The sequence below is a fragment of the Pseudoalteromonas sp. NCCP-2140 genome, from assembly GCF_023708065.1.
GTDB lineage: Bacteria > Pseudomonadota > Gammaproteobacteria > Enterobacterales > Alteromonadaceae > Pseudoalteromonas.
Map to the genome: position 1 here is coordinate 72,622 of NZ_BRCZ01000008.1, position 18,565 is coordinate 91,186.

14 protein-coding genes are annotated in these 18,565 nt (G+C 43.0%); 10 read left to right on the forward strand and 4 right to left on the reverse strand.

Annotated elements, in window-relative coordinates; all coding sequences use genetic code 11:
• Nucleotides 1-64: 64 nt before the first annotated feature.
• The 9 genes from NFU46_RS15440 (at nucleotide 65) to NFU46_RS15480 (ending at nucleotide 10,986) form a co-directional block, all read left to right on the forward strand.
• Nucleotides 65-1,108, forward strand: coding sequence for a rod shape-determining protein (locus NFU46_RS15440; protein WP_054552787.1), 1,044 nt, complete (start codon nucleotides 65-67; stop codon nucleotides 1,106-1,108).
• Nucleotides 1,108-1,950 (forward strand): rod shape-determining protein MreC, encoded by an 843-nt coding sequence (gene mreC, locus NFU46_RS15445; protein ID WP_054552786.1) that lies wholly within the window; start codon nucleotides 1,108-1,110, stop codon nucleotides 1,948-1,950. The genes NFU46_RS15440 and mreC overlap by 1 nt, the downstream gene beginning before the upstream one ends.
• The gene (gene mreD / locus NFU46_RS15450; protein WP_058583828.1) at nucleotides 1,943-2,422 is read left to right on the forward strand and encodes a rod shape-determining protein MreD; all 480 of its coding nucleotides are present in this window, start codon (nucleotides 1,943-1,945) and stop codon (nucleotides 2,420-2,422) included. Before mreC ends, mreD begins: the two co-directional genes overlap by 8 nt.
• Entirely contained in the window at nucleotides 2,422-2,991 is a 570-nt protein-coding gene (locus NFU46_RS15455) for a nucleoside triphosphate pyrophosphatase (RefSeq protein ID WP_251602999.1), read from the forward strand. Before mreD ends, NFU46_RS15455 begins: the two co-directional genes overlap by 1 nt.
• A 1-nt stretch (nucleotide 2,992) precedes the next feature.
• The gene (gene rng / locus NFU46_RS15460) at nucleotides 2,993-4,465 is read left to right on the forward strand and encodes a ribonuclease G (RefSeq protein WP_054563357.1); all 1,473 of its coding nucleotides are present in this window, start codon (nucleotides 2,993-2,995) and stop codon (nucleotides 4,463-4,465) included.
• Entirely contained in the window at nucleotides 4,465-8,313 is a 3,849-nt protein-coding gene (locus tag NFU46_RS15465; RefSeq protein WP_251603002.1) for a YhdP family protein, read from the forward strand. The genes rng and NFU46_RS15465 overlap by 1 nt, the downstream gene beginning before the upstream one ends.
• On the forward strand, nucleotides 8,303-9,133 hold the full coding sequence (locus NFU46_RS15470; protein WP_251603005.1) for a carbon-nitrogen hydrolase family protein: 831 nt from the start codon (nucleotides 8,303-8,305) through the stop codon (nucleotides 9,131-9,133). The genes NFU46_RS15465 and NFU46_RS15470 overlap by 11 nt, the downstream gene beginning before the upstream one ends.
• Complete coding sequence (tldD, locus tag NFU46_RS15475) at nucleotides 9,130-10,569, forward strand: metalloprotease TldD (RefSeq protein ID WP_130049770.1); 1,440 nt, start codon at nucleotides 9,130-9,132, stop codon at nucleotides 10,567-10,569. Before NFU46_RS15470 ends, tldD begins: the two co-directional genes overlap by 4 nt.
• Before the next feature lie 168 nt (nucleotides 10,570-10,737).
• Nucleotides 10,738-10,986: a hypothetical protein gene (locus NFU46_RS15480; RefSeq protein WP_251603008.1), complete on the forward strand. Its 249-nt coding sequence runs from the start codon at nucleotides 10,738-10,740 to the stop codon at nucleotides 10,984-10,986.
• A 62-nt stretch (nucleotides 10,987-11,048) separates the two neighbouring features.
• On the opposite strand, the gene NFU46_RS15485 is transcribed toward NFU46_RS15480, so the two are convergent.
• The 4 genes from NFU46_RS15485 to gorA form a co-directional block, all read right to left on the reverse strand.
• Nucleotides 11,049-11,783 (reverse strand): glutaredoxin family protein, encoded by a 735-nt coding sequence (locus NFU46_RS15485; RefSeq protein WP_251603011.1) that lies wholly within the window; start codon nucleotides 11,781-11,783, stop codon nucleotides 11,049-11,051.
• Nucleotides 11,784-11,908: 125 nt separating this feature from the next.
• On the reverse strand, nucleotides 11,909-13,690 hold the full coding sequence (locus NFU46_RS15490; RefSeq protein WP_251603014.1) for a hypothetical protein: 1,782 nt from the start codon (nucleotides 13,688-13,690) through the stop codon (nucleotides 11,909-11,911).
• 97 nt (nucleotides 13,691-13,787) lie between these two features.
• Nucleotides 13,788-14,771: an AraC family transcriptional regulator gene (locus NFU46_RS15495; RefSeq protein ID WP_251603017.1), complete on the reverse strand. Its 984-nt coding sequence runs from the start codon at nucleotides 14,769-14,771 to the stop codon at nucleotides 13,788-13,790.
• 178 nt (nucleotides 14,772-14,949) lie between these two features.
• Nucleotides 14,950-16,311, reverse strand: coding sequence for a glutathione-disulfide reductase (gorA, locus tag NFU46_RS15500; RefSeq protein ID WP_251603021.1), 1,362 nt, complete (start codon nucleotides 16,309-16,311; stop codon nucleotides 14,950-14,952).
• Between the two features lie 151 nt (nucleotides 16,312-16,462).
• Between gorA and prlC the strand changes: the two genes are divergently transcribed.
• The gene (prlC, locus tag NFU46_RS15505; RefSeq protein WP_058583821.1) at nucleotides 16,463-18,514 is read left to right on the forward strand and encodes an oligopeptidase A; all 2,052 of its coding nucleotides are present in this window, start codon (nucleotides 16,463-16,465) and stop codon (nucleotides 18,512-18,514) included.
• Nucleotides 18,515-18,565 lie beyond the last annotated feature (51 nt).

The window sequence follows — 18,565 nt, forward strand, 5'->3', positions numbered from 1 at the left end:
TGATTAGCATGATAGAGTGAGAGCAGCTAGTATAAGAACGAATTTTCAAAGGTCATCCAGCCTCATGTTTAAAAAACTCCGTGGTATTTTTTCAAACGATCTATCGATCGACTTGGGTACAGCCAATACCCTAATTTATGTAAAAGAAGAAGGTATCGTATTAAACGAGCCTTCAGTTGTTGCTATTCGTCAAGAGCGTGCTGGTGGCCCTAAGAGCGTAGCATCTGTAGGTACCGAAGCTAAGCAAATGTTAGGTCGTACTCCGGGTAACATTAAAGCAATTCGTCCAATGAAAGACGGCGTTATTGCTGATTTCTATGTGACTGAAAAAATGCTGCAACACTTCATCAAGCAAGTGCATAACAACAACTTTATGCGCCCAAGCCCACGTGTACTTATTTGTGTGCCTTGTGGTGCAACGCAAGTAGAAAAACGTGCTATTCGTGAGTCTGCTATGGGTGCTGGTGCTCGTGAAGTATATCTAATCGAAGAGCCAATGGCTGCGGCTATCGGTGCTGGCTTACCAGTGTCTGAAGCAACCGGTTCAATGGTTGTTGATATCGGTGGTGGTACAACTGAAGTTGCCATTATTTCATTAAATGGTGTGGTTTACTCTTCATCTGTACGCATTGGTGGTGACAAATTTGATGAAGCTATCATCAACTATGTACGTCGTAACTTCGGTAGCTTAATTGGTGAAGCGACAGCTGAAAACATCAAGCACCAAATCGGTTCAGCTTTCAAAACAGACGAGCCAATTGAAATTGAAGTACGTGGTCGTAACCTTGCTGAAGGTGTACCGCGTTCATTCACGCTTAACTCACACGAAATCTTAGAAGCACTGCAAGAGCCATTAATGGGTATTGTAAGCGCGGTAATGGTTGCATTAGAGCAATCTCCACCAGAGCTTGCGTCTGATATCTCTGCACACGGTATGGTATTAACCGGTGGTGGTGCATTACTAAAAGACTTAGACCGTCTATTAATGGAAGAAACTGGTATTCCAGTTGTGGTTGCTGATGATCCTTTAACCTGTGTTGCGCGTGGCGGCGGTAAGGCACTAGAAATGATTGATATGCACGGTGGTGACGTATTTAGCTACGACTAATGAAGTTACTTTTTGGTCGTACCATCTCTTTGCAACTGCGACTTTTTGTCGCAGTGCTTTTGAGTGTCGTGCTGATCGTGGGCGATCGCTACACTCAAGGTGGTACAACAATCCGCACCAGCCTAAACACTTTGGTTAGCCCACTTATTTACCTTGCCAACTTGCCCTATGAGTTATTTAGTATTGGCGCGAAGAACCTTCATACCCGCGAACAGCTTTTAACCGAAAACGAAGCGTTAAAAAAGAAGCAGTTACTACAAAGCGAACAACTACAACAACTGCAATTTTTATCTCGTGAAAACGATAAGTTACGCGCTTTACTCGGTTCATCGGCTAAGCAATCAAATCGTAAAATTATTGCACAAGTGCTCTCTGTTCATTCAAACCCGTATAGCCACCAAGTGGTTATTAACCGTGGTACAACGGATGGCCTAAGCGAAGGCCAAGCTGTGATTGACGAAATGGGGGTAGTGGGGCAAATCACTCAAGTGGGTTCAACTACCTCGCGCGTACTACTGATGACCGATACAACCCACGCAACTCCTGTGCGTATTTTACGTAACGATGTGCGTACCGTGGTTGAGGGGATTGGCAAAATCAACGTGGTAAAACTTTCGCATGTACCACATAGCCTTGATGTTCGCATTGGCGATATCTTGGTTACGTCTGGCCTAGGTGGCACTTTCCCAGAAGGTTATCCGGTTGCAGTGGTGACCGAAATTAACCGTGATGAAGGGCGTCCTTTTGCGCAGGTTTATGCTGAGCCAATTGCACAACTTGACCGTATTCGCTTATTGGTTGTGCTGTGGCGTAATCAGCAGGAGAGCATCAGCAATGAATAGTCGTCACTTTTTGCTGATTGCTATCAGTATCTTCTTTGCATTGGTAATGGCATTAATGCCGTTACCGATTTCGTTTGAACCATACCGCCCAGACTGGGTGTTAATGGTATTAATGTATTGGTCGTTAGCGGTGCCACACCGTTTAAATATTGGCACAGCTTGGGTCGTTGGTTTATTAATGGACCTTGCATCAGGCTCGCCACTCGGTGTGAACTCACTGACTTATTCAGTGTGTATATTTATCACTGCGAGTAACTTCCAAAAAATTAGAAACTTTTCTTTATGGCAGCAAAGCATTTTAATTGCTTTGTTTTTAACGCTTTACCACCTCATGCAATTTTGGCTTAACCACTTTTTAATGGGCGTTTATTTTAGCCCGCATTATATGTGGCCAGTACTAACCGGCATGCTTTGTTGGTGGTGGATATTCTTAATTTTGCGTAAATATCGCCGTCATTTCAGGATTAGATAATGCAAACCGCAATTTATTTGGCGTCTGCATCACCGCGCCGAAAAGAGTTGCTCAGCCAACTTGGCGTTGAGTTTTCTCAATTTAGCGTTGATGCTGATGAAAGCCAATTCCCAAACGAAGCCCCGCGCGACTATGTAGAGCGTCTTGCCAGACTCAAGGCGCAATCGGGCGTTGCTATGGGTTACACTGACCGCCCAGTACTTGGCAGCGATACCGTGGTTGTCATTGATGATACCGCACTCGGTAAGCCGCTAGACCAAGCTGATTTTACCGCCACCATGAAGCGCTTATCTGGCCGTACTCATCAAGTGATGACGGCTGTGGCAATTGCTGATAGTGAGCAAGTAAAAAGCAGCCTTGTTGTCACCGATGTTACATTTAAACCGCTCAGCGATGCTGAAATTGATGCTTACTGGCATAGTGGAGAGCCGCAAGATAAAGCCGGTGGTTATGGCATTCAAGGCTTAGGTGGTCGCTTTGTTAGTCACCTTTCGGGTAGCTATTTTGCGGTTGTCGGCTTACCTTTATATGAGACAGAGCAGTTATTAAACGAATTTTTAAGAGGGTAACATGAGCACCGAATTACTGATCAACGTTACACCGAGCGAAAGTCGCGTTGCGCTAATCGAAAATGGCGTACTGCAAGAAATCCAACTAGAGCGAATTGGCAACCTTGGGATCGTGGGCAATATTTACCTAGGTAAAATCAGTCGCGTACTACCGGGTATGCAGGCTGCGTTTGTCGATATTGGCTTAGAGAAAGCCGCCTTTTTACATGCATCAGACATTGTAAACAGTGCCTCAATTGTAGAAGGCGTTGATGAGCAGCCAATCAAAAAAGTACAAGATATTCGTGAGCTTGTGCGCCAAGGCCAACATATCATGGTGCAAGTGGTTAAAGACCCGCTAGGAACCAAGGGCGCGCGCTTAACAACCGATATCACTATTCCTTCTCGTTATTTAGTGTTTATGCCAGATGCAACACACGTAGGTGTAAGCCAGCGCATTGAAACCGAAGAAGAACGTTCGCGCTTAAAGAAAATTGTTGCCGAATATGGTGATGATGACGGCAGCTTTATTGTTCGTACCGCAGCAGAAGGGGCGTCTGAAGCTGAACTACGTCACGATGCGGAATTCTTAAAAAAACTGTGGCAAAAAATCGTCACTAAGCGCAAAAAAACCAGCAAAGAAAGTATCTTGCATGAAGACTTAACACTGGCGTTTCGTACTCTACGTGACTACGTAGGTGAAGACATGGAGCGTATTCGTGTTGACTCAAAACTAACCTATCAAGAGCTTAAAGAGTTTACTGAAGAATTTGTGCCGCTGTTATCGGGAGCACTAGAGTACTACCCGGGTGAGCGACCTATTTTCGATTTATTCGATGTTGAAACCGAGATCCAAAAAGCGCTACATCGTAAAGTTGAGCTTAAATCGGGTGGTTATTTAATTATCGACCAAACCGAAGCGATGACCACCGTTGATGTAAATACCGGTGCGTTTGTTGGCCATCGTAACCTAGAAGAAACCATTTTTAATACTAATATTGAAGCAACCTCAGCAATTGCTCGCCAGCTACGTTTACGTAATTTAGGCGGCATCATTATCATCGACTTTATCGATATGGTTAGTGATGAGCACAAACGCCGAGTCTTGCATTCACTTGAGTCTGCGCTTGCAAAAGATCGTGCAAAAGCCAACATAAATGGCTTATCTGCACTAGGCTTAGTAGAGATGACCCGCAAACGGACCCGCGAAAGCTTAGAGCACATTCTTTGTGATGTGTGTCCTGCGTGTTCAGGGCGCGGCTCGCAAAAAACAGTAGAAACGGTTTGCTACGAAATCTTGCGTGAAATCGTTAGGGTAAACCGTGCTTATGCAGCTGATAAGTTTATGGTTTACGCAGCTCCTTCGGTAAGCGAAGCATTGATCAACGATGAGTATCACAACCTTGCTGAGCTGGAACTATTTATCGGTAAGCAAGTCAGTATTCAAACAGAGAGTTTATATAACCAAGAACAGTTTGATGTGGTAATGATGTAATGAAGGCAAAAACGGTCTGCTTTTATTGTTTACGTAAGTTATGGCAAGTATTTGCTATTACTCTCGTACTGCTGGCCGTTATTGTCTCTGTGGTAAAGTATTCACTGCCATACGCAAATGATTATAAAGATGACATTGAAGCGTTTTTGTATGAACGCTTTGATGTAAATTTAGCGATTGGCTCAATCTCAGCCAGTTGGCATGGCCAAGGTCCTGCCTTAGTCATCGAAGATATTTCCTTTGAAGATAACCAAACCTCACCGATTGCACTCACCATTGATAAAGCGAGCCTTGAAGTTAACTTATGGGAGTCAGTAAAAAACCGTCAGCTTAAATCGAACTATTTTGTGATCAATGGTTTTCATGCTGATGTTGATTTACCCACTATGCTTGATTTGGGGAATAACCAGCAAACCAGCAACTTTGAGCAAAAAGAACTAATTGAAGGCTTATTCCTTGGTGAAACGGGTCACTTTGCGGTGCAAGATAGCAGCCTTAATTTTACCCTTAATGATGGTAAAGAGCGTAAGCTGATCCTCGAAAACATTGTCTGGCAAAATACCCCAGAGCAACATCAAGGCTCAGGCACGTTAGCCTTACCGGGAATCTCTGTTGGTAGCTTTGACGCCCGAATGGCGCTGAATGGTTCGACTCTTGAAACCATGGCTGGCGATATCTATGTGCAAGCAGCGAACGTCGATGTATCTAAGTGGCTGGCGCAATATATTAATACCGACAAGCAGCAGCTTACTTCAGACATCAATTTACAAACCTGGTTTAGTCTTGAAAAAGGCCTGATCAGCGATGTAAAAGTGCAGTGGCTACCGAGTTTTATCAATTGGCAACAAAACCAAGAAGCACATCAAATCAGTTTAAGCGAAGGTGGTTTTCATTTATTTCCTAAGCAAAATGGCTGGCGTTTAAAAAGCACCGGACTCACCTTTGAAAGTGACTTAAAACAATGGCCAACCTTACAGTTTGAAGCTCAACTTGGCGATAAAAACCAAATTTGGTTAAAGCAATTTGATTTTGCATTACTGGCAAAGTTATCGCAGTTAAGTAACTTTGAAGTACTTGCCCCGTTTTTAGCCCGTCAACCCAATGGCCAGTTAAGTGATGCCTATCTTGAGTTGGGTCAGCAAGATAACTGGCAACTTTGGTTTCAGGGCGAACAAATTAATTGGCTGTCGCTGCAGGGCATTCCTGGCGGTCAGGCGATTCGTGTTGATGGCTTAATTAATCAATCAGCTGGGCGAATTCAGCTATATGGCGAGAACAATCAACTGCTAACAAACGGCAGCTTTAGCCAAGATATTGCCTACAATCAATTAAATGTAGAACTCGACCTTCACCATTACGATGATGGCTGGCGCATTAGTAGCGATAATATCTGGCTTGATAACGACGAAGTAACTGTGGCTGCAGAGATGATGCTCAGCCTGACCGATGAACCTCGGTTAGATTTATATGCTGAAGCCTATGCCCCTGATGCCAATGTCGCTGGGCATTATTTCCCGTTACCTGTAATGAGCGAAAAGCTGGTTAATTACCTTAATGGCGCAATTAAGGGCGGTGAAGTTAATAAAGCTCAAGTGCTGTTCTCGGGGCCATTTAAAGGTTTCCCGTTTAAAGAGCAGCAAGGTCAATTTGAAGTGTTAGCGAATGTTGAAAACGCTAAATATAAGTTTTCACCAAGCTGGCCTGAAGTTGAAGATGCCAACGTCATTTTACATTTTGAAAATGAGCGCATGGATATTTACAGCAAGTCGGGCAAGCTGGTAAACCTCGCTTTGGGGGAGAGTGTTCATGTCAGTATTGCTGATTTAATGAATGCAGAAATTCTAAAAGTTGCCATTAATAAACGTGCTCATGGCGATAAGCTTAATCCATTTTTTACGGCCACTCCGCTTGCTAAGCCTTTGGCGAGTGTTTTTGAAGTTGTGCAACCGCAAGGTGAAGCAACGGCCGAGGTTGAGCTATTAGTTAATTTACGTTCGGGTCATGTTGATGCGATTGGTGAAGTTGAATTAGCTAATATTCCGGTTTACCTTGCACAGCCTGGGATCACGCTCAACCACATGACCGGTATTGTTAAGTTTAATAACGATAAAATCGACTTAAAAAATGCCAAAGCAGATTGGATGGGCATGCCACTTACAGCCAACTACAACAGTGAAAATGTGGCTGATACCTATCGCGCCGAAATTGCGGTAAAGCTGGGCCTGGAAGCTGAGCCTTTAATTGAACAAGCCCATGGTTTACTGGCCGGTTACTTAAGCGGTCAAAGTGATGTTGATATTAATGTGTCGCTTAACTTTTTACCGAATGACTTTAATTACCGCGCCGATGTGAGTGGTAATTTAATCGGTGTGACTAGCCAGCTACCTGCACCTTATAGCAAAAGCGCAGAACAGAAATGGCCATTAACCGCAGTGGTACAGGGCGACCGTATTTCTAACTTGATCACCGCGAGTATCGATGAGCAGTTATTTTTTAATGCAATTTTAGATAACGGCGAAAAGAAATTTAGTAATGCCCATTTAATTTTAGGTGCACAAGATTTAGGGCTTAATCGTGAAGGTTTTGCGGTATCTATCGATTTACCAGAAACCGAAATAGTGCCTTGGTTTGGCCTAATTGATCAGATTATTGCGCTTACCAAAGTTAAGTCAGATGCACCAAGTGTGATGCCTGCGTTCAATAACGTAACGGGTAAATTTAATAAACTTGCACTACACAATATCGACTTTAATGATTTTGAATTTCGCTTAGCGCCAAAACAATCAGACTTAGAGTTAAAGCTAAATGCTAAAGAGTTACGTGCCGACGCGCTTATTCCAACCGGTGAGACACGCAGACCAATTCAAATTTTTACTGACTACCTGCGTATTAATTTTAACGAAGTCGCAGAGCAAGACTCAGAACCAGAAGATTTAAGCTGGTTAACCCGAGTCCCAGCCATCGAGTTTAACTGTGAAGATTGTAAAGTGGCTGAGTATCAGCTTGATAAAATTAAAAGCAGCTTAGTTGGGGAGAACGATAAACTCTTGTTTACTGAGCTGGTCATCGACAAAGGCGACCACGTATTACGTGGTAAAGGACAATTTGCTGATGGGCAAACACGCTTTAGTGGTAACTTACAAAGTGACGATATTGGCGAGTTATTTGATGAGTTTGATATCACCACCACAGTAAAAGATTCAGATGCCAACATTAAGTTTGATCTTGCATGGCAAGGCGCACCTTATAGCTTTGATGTGCCAAGTTTAGCCGGTGAATTAGATTGGCGTTTAGGTGAAGGGCACCTTGCAGAAATAAGTGATGGTGGTGCGCGAGTATTCTCTTTACTGAGTTTAGATTCGTTAGTGCGTAAGCTGAAACTGGATTTTAGAGATGTATTCTCGAAAGGCTTTTTCTATAACAGTATGCAAGGCACCATGCAGCTAGAAAAGGGCATAGCTTACACCCAAGATACCAAGCTTGATGGTGTGCCTGCCGATTTGACGATCAAAGGCCATACAAACTTAAACACCTTTGAAATTGATTACGACCTAGCGGTTGCACCGCAGGTAACGTCGAGTATTCCAGTGATTGTGGCATGGATGGTTAACCCGGTAAGTGGTCTTGCAGCGCTGGCAATCGATAAAGTGATTCATTCGGCGCGGGTGATCTCAGAAATCAACTTTAAAGTAACAGGTAGTATGAACGATCCTGTTGTGAAAGAAGTGGATCGTAAGAGCCGTGAAGTGACGTTACCGCAAGCCGCGCAAAGCCAGCCGCAGTCGTCGACGCAACTAAAATTAAAAGATGCCGCATCTTCAGCGAGTTTAGATAACAATGAAGGCTAACCCTCATCCACAGGTTGTTGCTGTGCAAATGTGCTCAAGTATGAATGCTGAGCAAAACTTCACTTTTTTAGCAGAGACATTGAATCAGTTACCTGCAACTCGGCCATTGCTAGTGTGTTTACCCGAAAGCTTTTTGATCTTTAGTAAGCAAAGCCAAGCAAGTTATCAATTAGGTCTGCAAAGTGAGTCATATAAAGCGAAGCTTGCCGATTTATGTAAGCAACATGATATTTGGTTAGCTGCTGGCACCCTGCCTGTTTCACAGCAAAATGGTAAGTATTTAGCTGCCTCGTTTTTATTTAATAACCAAGGCGATGTGGTTGCGCAGTACAATAAAATTCATTTATTTGATGTAGATGTTGCCGACACTATGCGCAGTTACCGAGAGTCTGATGCGACGCAAGCAGGCAAGGATATTGTGGTGGTCGACTCGCCATTTGGTAAAATTGGCTTAGCAGTATGTTATGATCTACGTTTTAGTGGCTTATTCACCGCCATGCAGCGCCAAGGGGCTGAGCTTATTTTAGTGCCCAGTGCCTTTACCACAGTTACCGGCGCTGCTCATTGGCATATTTTATTAGCTGCGCGTGCAATCGAAACACAATGTTATGTGGTTGCCGCAGCACAGTGGGGCGAGCACGAGAATGGCCGCCACACGTATGGCCACAGCATTATTATTTCACCATGGGGAGAAACGCTCAGTGAGCTTGCCTCTGGTACCGGGTTTATCAGCCATGAGCTTGATTTAAACCGCTTGAATACAATTCGCCAAGACATGCCTGTGCAGTCTCAGCAACGATTTAGAGAGCATTTATTATGAACACGGTTGAACAGCATTTATTACATGACAGCCAACTAACGAGAGAAGAATTAGAAAAAACGCTCGCTTTTATTCATCAGCACCAAGTGGACTATGCCGATCTGTATTTTCAATCGAGTCACCACGAATCTTGGGTGCTTGAAGACGGTTTAGTAAAAGAAGGCTCATACAACGTTGAGCGTGGTGTGGGTGTGCGTGCTGTTAGCGGTGAAAAAACCGGTTTTTCATACTCAGATGCGATTAACCTTGAAGCGTTAAACAAAGCCGCAACGGCAGCGCGCAGCATTGCCAATGCTGGCGAAAACAAAACGATTCAAGTATTCAGTGATGTTGCTGCTAAAGAGCAGTATGCACCGCATCAACCAATTCAAAGCATGAGCAACGATGACAAAGTAAGCCTGCTACGTGAACTTGAAAGCTATATTCGTCAATTAGCGCCGGATGCTGAGCAAGTGATCAGCTCAATGTCGGCGGTTTATGAAGAAGTGTTAATTGCTGCAAGTGATGGCACCTTTGCCACCGATATTCGCCCGCTTATTCGCTTAAATTGCTCAGTGTTACTTGAGAAGAACGGCCGTCGTGAGCGCGGTGGTGCAGGGGGCGGTGCGCGTTTAGATTATGGCTATTTTAAAGAATTAGTCGATGGCAAACCGCGTTGGATGGAATACGCTGAAGAAGCTGTTCGCCAAGCAAAAGTAAACCTAGAAGCAATCGATGCACCTGCCGGTAGCATGGAAGTCGTACTAGGCGCAGGTTGGCCGGGTGTGTTACTACACGAAGCGGTAGGCCATGGTCTAGAAGGTGACTTTAACCGTAAAGGCGCATCAGCGTTTAGCGGTAAAGTAGGTCAAAAGGTGGCATCTGAGCTGTGTACAGTCGTGGATGATGGCACTATTGCTGATCGCCGTGGTTCATTGAACGTGGATGATGAAGGGACACCAGCTGCGTATAACGTGCTCATTGAAAACGGTATTTTAAAGGGCTACATGCAAGATAAGCTAAATGCCCGTTTGATGGGTGTTAACCCTACTGGTAATGCGCGCCGCGAATCCTACGCTCACTTACCTATGCCACGTATGACCAACACCTATATGCTAGGTGGCGAGCACAGCCAAGCTGATATCATCAGCTCGGTAAAAAAAGGTATCTTCGCGCCTAATTTTGGTGGCGGCCAAGTGGATATTACGTCGGGTAAGTTTGTATTTAGTGCCTCTGAAGCCTACTTAATTGAAAACGGTAAAATCACACAACCTATCAAAGGCGCAACACTGATTGGCAATGGTCCTGAAGTGATGCAACAAATTTCGATGGTAGGTAACGACTTAGCGCTTGATAAAGGTGTTGGCGTGTGTGGTAAAGATGGCCAAAGCGTTCCTGTTGGAGTGGGTCAACCTAGCCTTAAAATTGATAACTTAACGGTGGGTGGTACGGCTTAAAACCACTTGCTCGTTCTACCTTATGGCAGGTTAAACTCTTAACCTGCCTCATTTCAGTTTGCCTACTCCTTACACAAAAACTTACATAAAAGTAGTACCAATAAAGGTACTTTATAGTTAACTTATTTCTTACAGTAAAAATAAAAACGTAAGTTTGGGGATAACGATATGAAAGTTTTTACAGTTTTAATAGCGCTTTTAATGTTTACAGGCTGTGCATCACAGGCAGTAAAAGATGGCTCTGCAAATGAGATTTACGCTGAACATGAGTGTTTAGGCGGTGAACTCGAAACTGATTATAGCTATACCATTTTTAGTACAGATGACGATGACAGCAATAAAGGTTCGGTGAAATCGACCTGTCACCCGGTTAAAACTGAAAGTGAATTTGAGCGCGACTTACGTACCGGTGGTTAACATCAAATCTAAAGTGGCTTAAATTGTTTAATTAAGCCACTAATACACATACAAGTTAAATGCTAAAGCGTACTAAGCATCCATATACCTGCGGCTATCATAAATAGGTTCTCACTTAGTGAGATAAAGCCGAGCGGCACATTACTGTCGCCACCAACACAGGCACATTTCAGTTCTCGTTTATCGATATACACAGCCTTAATAACCGATATCGCACCTATACCACCAATAAATAATGAAAATGGTGCAACAGCTAAGGCGGGTAATTTAGCCACCATACCTATCGCTACATACGCCTCGATAAATGGATAAACATAGGCGTAGGGCACGACACGCATGGCTAGTAAGTCGTAGGTAATAAATGAGTTAGAAAAGCTGAATAAATCTTGCAGCTTTTGTATCGCTAATACCGCCATTGATAATGCCACGAACAGCATCAGATTTTGCATAGAAAATAAAGTTTCACCGCTGGCATAAGTAAAACCGCAGCTTAGTAACATGGTCACTGCAAAAATCGCTAATACAGGGGTGTAACTAGTACCTTGCTGACCTGCCTCGGGCAGATTAAAAAAGTCGCGCAAATCATCGTAACCGCCAATGCGTTTATCATTGATAAAGGTTTGTGGTGTAGTTTTTACATCATGCTGCTGTTTGAATTCGTCAGTTTGCTCACGGCTGGTTAAATGACGATCATCAACATCGTAGCCATGACGCTCTAATAAATCTTTTGATTTTAAACCGAATGGGCAAATATGCTCATCGGTCACCATGCGATATAAAATTGCAGACTTAGACACAGTGCCTCCTTGTAAAAATGCCTTGTTTACTGCGTAATAATTGCTTAATTACACAGTAAACAAGGGCAAATTCTTGCTATAACTGGTTACTTTATTAACAGTTACAAGGTTTGTGCCAGCACTGTTTATTGCTTGGTTATAGTTAAAACGGCATCCATTACCGGGTCGACACCTGCAAAGTAGTCTTTTGCAGAAAGCGTAATTGGCATATCGGGTGCTAACCAAATACGATGGTCTTCCGCGCGGCTTTGCTGGTGGAATTGGCTCGAAATAAGGCCTGTTTGCTTACTGTATGGCAGGTTAAACCAGCCTGCTTCACCTACCACATTAGGGCGGGTGCCTGATGATTCACCTACAAAAATCGCTGGCACTATATTGGCTATCTTAACTGCTACATCATGACCTGCCGAAAACGTATTGCGGCCAATTAATATAAATAATTTTCCTTGTGGCTTTAATACTTTAAAAAATGCGGCCGTTGCCACCAAAGGTGGGGTGAGCGAGCCATTACCACCACTGTTATGGCGAAGGTCTAGCACCATGTGTTCAATGTCATCGTGTTTGATCTGTTCTTGTAGCTGCATGGCAAATTCAGCAAGTGTGAGATCTTTGCTATTACGCACATCATTGAATTGCACATACAGTAATTTATTTGTTTTGATTTGTTCGCTCCAAAACGGCATCTTGTTTTTTGCTAAGTATCTAAGTGTGGGGTGTTCAGCAAGTTTTGGTAACTTAGGAAAGCCTGCAAATTGCATTGATTTGAGCGCTGGTGTAATTGTGGTGATAGCGCCTTTTGGTGAGCTGAGCGTGAGTGTTACCTCGTTACCTTTGCTAATGCCAAGCCCGTTTAGCACATTAAGCAAACTTAAATAATATGGGCCTAGCCAAAGGGTTTGCATTTCATTATCGCGAGCATTAACACGCTTAGTTAACTCAAGAGCTTGCTGGGCTGGTGTATCGGCAAATGCCTCAACTTTATAGCCAACATATTGTTGGTAATCGCTACTCGCTTTGGTGATGTATAAGCCGTCACTAAATTGATAAAACTGAAATGGTAGTTGCTGAAAGTTGCCTTTTTCACCCCAAGCTGGGATCAATAGATTATGACCATTGCCAAGTAATGCAATTAGCTCCATAAATTGAAAAACAATTTGCTGATCAGTCAGATCAGGAATCGATTTATCAATCTCAGCTACTTTTTCTGCAAACTGTTGTGAGCTCATGTTCTGATACATTGCCACGTGTAAACGTTTAATCTCTGCAACTAAAAACGCTAAATCGGCGCGCCATTGTTGATCTCGATTGAGTTCAGTATCCAAATTATTACCCGCAAGTGATTTATAACTGGCTGATTGCGCAAAGCCTTCAAAGTGAGGGTTAATACCAGATTTAAATAAGCTGGTGCCAGCAAGTGTTGGGCGGTCATCCCATCTTGCTGCCAGTGCTTCTTTAAGCCAATACTCGGCTTGCTGTTGGTTATTAAGCTCTGCATATGCCTCTGCAATTTTCACCATTAAATCGTTAGGGTTACTGGCCCCATTAGGAATGCCTTTTAAGCTAGTTCCAATTGCAAGTGCGCGTTTCAAAGCATTGCTGGCATTTTGATAATCGGCCAATTGAAAATAACTGAGACCAAGTAAATACCAAGTATCGCCATCATGTTGATATTCATTAATGAGCTTTTCTGTGAGTTTATTCACCTGAGCCCAGTTTTGTTGTTTAGCAAACTCTATTGCTGCTGTTTTCGATTGAAAGTAAGCGATTGGGTCGCTTGCACCAACACGACTTGGTTGTACTTTTAAGGCTTTATTCGTTACTTCTAAAGAGTGATTCGTTGCAAACGCAAAACCCGAAAAGTTTATTAATAGGCACAATGTGAGTAGTAAAAAATAGGACTTGTTCATCAGGAGTCTCAAAGCTGTTTTTTGTTTAAATTAGCGTTTGGGTTGTAAAAAAGCGTCCTAAAATAGGATTTAGGACGTTTTTTGTCTGTTTTATGAGCTAATTATTTTGCGTTTGCTTCTTAAATTGACTCGGTGTTAATCCCGTTTCTTTTTTAAACACGGCATTAAACGTCGATTTAGAATTAAAGCCAGCTTGAAATGCCAGCTCTATCAGGCTGAGTTTTTGAGGTGAGTCTTGCTCTATTTCGCGTTTAACATCATTCACTCTATGCTGGTTGATGTACTCACAAAAGTTGTTTCCCGTTGTGCTGTTAATAGCCCAAGATATTTCTTTACTACCGAGCCCGGTTTGATTTGCTAAGTCGTTCAGTGAGAGCCTAGGTTGTCGATATAGCGATTCGTTAATAATCAAGCCATCAATGGTTGAGAAAATTTGCTGCGCAAGTTGCTCGTCAGACGAATCAGTTTGATCAGCTGCGGGTTCTTCAGACAATGTGACTGGCTCGAATTGAAAGCTATTTTTGATGGTGTGAAACAACAAAAAGCTAAACATCAGCAGTAACAGTATTTCGTTTAATAAATACCAGTGCATCTTTAAATCGAGCGGCGTGATTGGTTGCACATTCATACGCAGCAAATCGAATACGACAATAATGGCAAAAATAAATAATGCCTTGATCAGCCACTTTAGTTTAAGGCTCTCAGCATCTGAGCGCGCATGCATAAGTTGTTTGTGATAGCGCTTTAAAATGCCATAAGCAAAGTAGAAGTAGCCAAGTTGACTGAGCGAACCAAGTAAAATGATCGCTTGCGTGTAGTGGGTAAAGACCAAGGAAATAGCCGCAGGAATTAAGTGAACCGCGTAGTGTGATGTTTTAAAGGGCTGTTTACCTGTAATCGACAAGGTAAAAAAGTAAATCATAGGCCCATACAGTAATGTAAATGCAGGGGTGATTAAGTAACTAGAAAACCCTAACCCTTCTAGCAGGTTAAAGGCACATACACAGCCTTGAAACGCAAACAGCAGCACCAAGGAACGACTTTGTTTTTGGCTATTAATTAATAATGCACCAAATAACATTTGAAACAGAAAGATGCACTGTACAAGGTGTACAGGAAATAAAGTGATTGATTGCAAAGTAGTTTACGTTTTTATTCTTTTAACTGAGTTTAACAACTCACCCTCACTTTGTAATCATAGGCATAAAAAAACCTTGTGGCAGCACCACAAGGTTTTAAAATTGACTCGCAACGCGAGTTTATCTCATCGTTACAAACTCTTCTGAGCCAGTCGGGTGAATAGCCACAACAGCATCGAAGTCTGCTTTGGTTGCGCCCATCTTCATTGCAACGGCAAAACCTTGGATCATTTCATCAACGGTAAAACCAATGCCGTGTAAGCCAACAACTTTTTCGTCTTCGCCTGCACACACTAGCATCATGTTACATGCTTGACGGTGCTGAGTAACCGCTGTGTACATTGCTGCAAAGCTTGATTTATATACTTTAACGTTATCGCTGCCGTATTGATCAATTGCTTGCTGCTCTGTTAAACCAATTGTGCCGATTGGTGGATGGCTGAATACCACCGTTGGTACTAGCTCGTAATCCATTTTTAAATCATCAGGTAATTCTTTATTGAATAAACGCTCTGATAGAGTACGGCCCGCTTTAACGGCTACTGGCGTAAGCTCAATACCGTTTTCGATGATATCGCCAACTGCGTATACGTTTTCAGCTGTGGTGTTTTGGAATTCGTCTACTTTAACGTAACCGCCTTCAGTTACTTCAACACCTGCCGCAGCAAGGTTGATCTTGTCAGTTGTAGGTGTGCGGCCAATTGCCCAAATAACTTCATCAACGTTTTGGCTGTGACCATTTTCAAAGTGAATTGTTAAGCTACCATCGCTTTCTTTAACCACTTCTTTAGGTGTGCAATCAGTGTGAAGAGTCGGGCCTTCTTTAGCCATAATATCGACCAGCGTATCAACAATGTATGGGTCAAAAGTACGTAGTGGTTTGTTTTTACGAACAAACAGGTGTGTTTCTGTACCAAGGCTATGAAGTACACCAGCGATTTCAACGGCAATGTAGCCTGCACCAACCACAGCAACACGCTTAGGCTGTGCGTCTAGTTCAAAGAAGCCGTTCGAATCAATGCCAAACTCAGCGCCTGGGATGTTAGGAATGGTAGGGCGGCCACCAACAGCAACAAGGATATGGTCTGCCGTGTATAGCTCACCGTTTACTTCAACTGTTTTGTTATCAACAAACTTAGCAAAGCCATTGATTACAGTTACACCATTGCTAGATAAGTACTTGTTGTAACCTTGGTGAATACGGCCAATATACGCTTCGCGGCTTTCAACTAATTTAGCCCAGCTAAAGCTTTTTAATTCAACATCAAAGCCGTAGTCAGGTGCATATGCGTTAATTGCTTCAGCAATTTGTGCACCGTGCCACATAACTTTCTTTGGAACACAACCCACGTTTACACAGGTGCCACCCATGTGTTTTGCTTCAATAAGAGCAACTTTTGCGCCACGCATTGCTGCACGGTTTGCAGAGGCAATACCGCCACTACCACCACCAATTGCAATGTAATCAAAATGCTGAGCCATAGTTTGTCCTCAAAAATAGATAGTTTTTTATAAATTAATCGATTTAGTAATAAGTTGATAATAGCATAATAAAGACCAAGGTTAAGCCCCTTGTATTTCATCAATTCGCCCCAACTTCAAAATCATCTTCGCATAAAATTTGAGAACGAAAATGACAATTGCAGAAAATAACCCACTCATTGGTTTAGAAGGGCTTCCGCCGTTTTCTAAAATTAAACCAGCACACGTAGTGCCAGCATTAAAAGCAGCGATTGCTGAGTGTCGTACCAAAATAGATGAGGTACTGGCAACTAAATCATACACATGGAATGATTTGGTGCTTCCGCTTGAAGAAGCTGATGACAAGTTATCACGCTTATTTTCACCGGTATCACATATGAATTCTGTCGTTAATAACGACGAGCTACGTGAAGCCTATGAGCAATGTTTGCCGTTGTTATCTGAGTATTCAACGTTTGTTGGTCAGCATCAAGGTTTATACGATGCTTACAACGAGCTTCACAACAGTGACGAATTTAAAACACTAACGATTGCCCAGCAAAAAACCATTACTAATGCACTGCGTGATTTTGAGCTATCTGGTATTGCTTTAAAGCCTGAGCAACAAAAGCGCTATGGCGAAATCAGTGCGCGTTTATCTGAGCTGGCCTCTAAGTTTGGTAATAATGTAATGGATGCCACACTCGCTTGGCAAAAGCACATTACAGATGAAAGCGAACTGGCTGGTTTACCAGAGTCTGCGTTAGCCCTTGGTGCTGATACAGCTAAAAGCAAAGAGCTAGATGGCTGGGTATTCACGTTAGATTTTCCATCTTACTTACCAATCATGACTTATGCTGATAACCGCGAGTTACGTGAAGAGTTTTACACTGCGTTTGTGACGCGCGCATCTGATCAAGGCCCTAATGCCGGTGAGTTTGATAACTCTGCCATTATGAGCGAAGAGCTTGCCCTTCGTCATGAACTTGCCGAGTTACTTGGCTTTAACAGCTACGCTGATATGTCATTGGCGACTAAAATGGCAGAAACGCCAGAACAAGTTTTCTCATTCTTAGAAGATTTAGCAGCTAAGTCTAAACCACAAGCTGAGCAAGAGCTTGCTGAGCTAACTGCCTACGCAAAAGACAAGCACGGTGTGACTGAGCTTGCTGCATGGGACTACGCTTACTACGGCGAAAAACTTAAGCAAGAGAAGTATGCTATTTCTGATGAAGTACTGCGCCCATATTTCCCTGCCAATAAAGTTTTAAGTGGCTTATTCACTACTGTAAATCGTTTATTTGGTATTAGCGTAAAAGAAGTCACAGAGTTTGATACTTACCACCCTGATGTACGTTTTTTCGAAATTTACGATAGCAGCAATACTTTACGTGGTCGCTTTTATCTAGATTTATACGCCCGTGATCGCAAACGCGGCGGCGCGTGGATGGATGACTGCATGGGTCGTAAAGTACGTGCTAACGGCGAATTACAAACCCCTGTTGCGTACTTAGTGTGTAACTTTAATAAAGCTGTGGGTGATAAGCCTGCTTTGTTTACGCATAACGAAGTGACTACGTTATTCCATGAATTTGGTCATGGTATTCACCATATGTTGACACAAGTTGATGCTGCGCCAGTTGCAGGTATTAACGGTGTTGCATGGGATGCGGTTGAGTTACCAAGCCAGTTCCTTGAAAACTGGTGCTACGAAGAAGAAGCGCTGAGCTTTATTTCGGGTCATTACGAAACAGATGAGCCGTTACCAAAAGAGTTATTAGATAAACTTCTAGCGGCGAAGAACTTCCAATCAGGTATGCAAATGCTGCGTCAGCTTGAGTTCTCGTTGTTTGACTTTACTATTCACCATACTTACAAAGCGGGTGAGCCATGTAACATTCAAGCAACTCTTGATGATGTGCGCAGTAAAACGGCCGTTGTTAAAGCGCCAGCATTTAACCGCTTTCAACATGGCTTTAGCCACATTTTTGCTGGCGGTTACAGCGCAGGTTATTACTCTTACAAGTGGGCTGAAGTGCTTTCGGCTGATGCGTTTTCTAAATTTGAAGAAGAAGGCATCTTTAACCCAGCCACGGGCGAAGCTTTCCTAAAGAACATTTTAGAGAAAGGGGGCAGTGAAGAGCCGATGGAGCTATTTAAAAAGTTCCGTGGACGCGAACCACAAGTTGATGCACTACTTAGACATAGCGGCATTGCTGCATAATAAAATTTGTTGATCTAAAGCGCCGTAAGGCGCTTTTTTTATTAATATTTC

Bases quoted from the DNA above. Each gene is read 5' to 3' on its own strand.
- NFU46_RS15480 (WP_251603008.1), top strand. From the start codon at position 10,738: ATGAAAGTTTTTACAGTTTTAATAGCGCTTTTAATGTTTACAGGCTGT.
- rng (WP_054563357.1), top strand. From the start codon at position 2,993: ATGAGCACCGAATTACTGATCAACGTTACACCGAGCGAAAGTCGCGTT.
- NFU46_RS15465 (WP_251603002.1), top strand. From the start codon at position 4,465: ATGAAGGCAAAAACGGTCTGCTTTTATTGTTTACGTAAGTTATGGCAA.
- mreD (WP_058583828.1), top strand. From the start codon at position 1,943: ATGAATAGTCGTCACTTTTTGCTGATTGCTATCAGTATCTTCTTTGCA.
- NFU46_RS15440 (WP_054552787.1), top strand. From the start codon at position 65: ATGTTTAAAAAACTCCGTGGTATTTTTTCAAACGATCTATCGATCGAC.
- prlC (WP_058583821.1), top strand. From the start codon at position 16,463: ATGACAATTGCAGAAAATAACCCACTCATTGGTTTAGAAGGGCTTCCG.
- gorA (WP_251603021.1), bottom strand. From the start codon at position 16,311: ATGGCTCAGCATTTTGATTACATTGCAATTGGTGGTGGTAGTGGCGGT.
- NFU46_RS15490 (WP_251603014.1), bottom strand. From the start codon at position 13,690: ATGAACAAGTCCTATTTTTTACTACTCACATTGTGCCTATTAATAAAC.
- mreC (WP_054552786.1), top strand. From the start codon at position 1,108: ATGAAGTTACTTTTTGGTCGTACCATCTCTTTGCAACTGCGACTTTTT.
- NFU46_RS15495 (WP_251603017.1), bottom strand. From the start codon at position 14,771: ATGTTATTTGGTGCATTATTAATTAATAGCCAAAAACAAAGTCGTTCC.
- NFU46_RS15470 (WP_251603005.1), top strand. From the start codon at position 8,303: ATGAAGGCTAACCCTCATCCACAGGTTGTTGCTGTGCAAATGTGCTCA.
- NFU46_RS15455 (WP_251602999.1), top strand. From the start codon at position 2,422: ATGCAAACCGCAATTTATTTGGCGTCTGCATCACCGCGCCGAAAAGAG.
- tldD (WP_130049770.1), top strand. From the start codon at position 9,130: ATGAACACGGTTGAACAGCATTTATTACATGACAGCCAACTAACGAGA.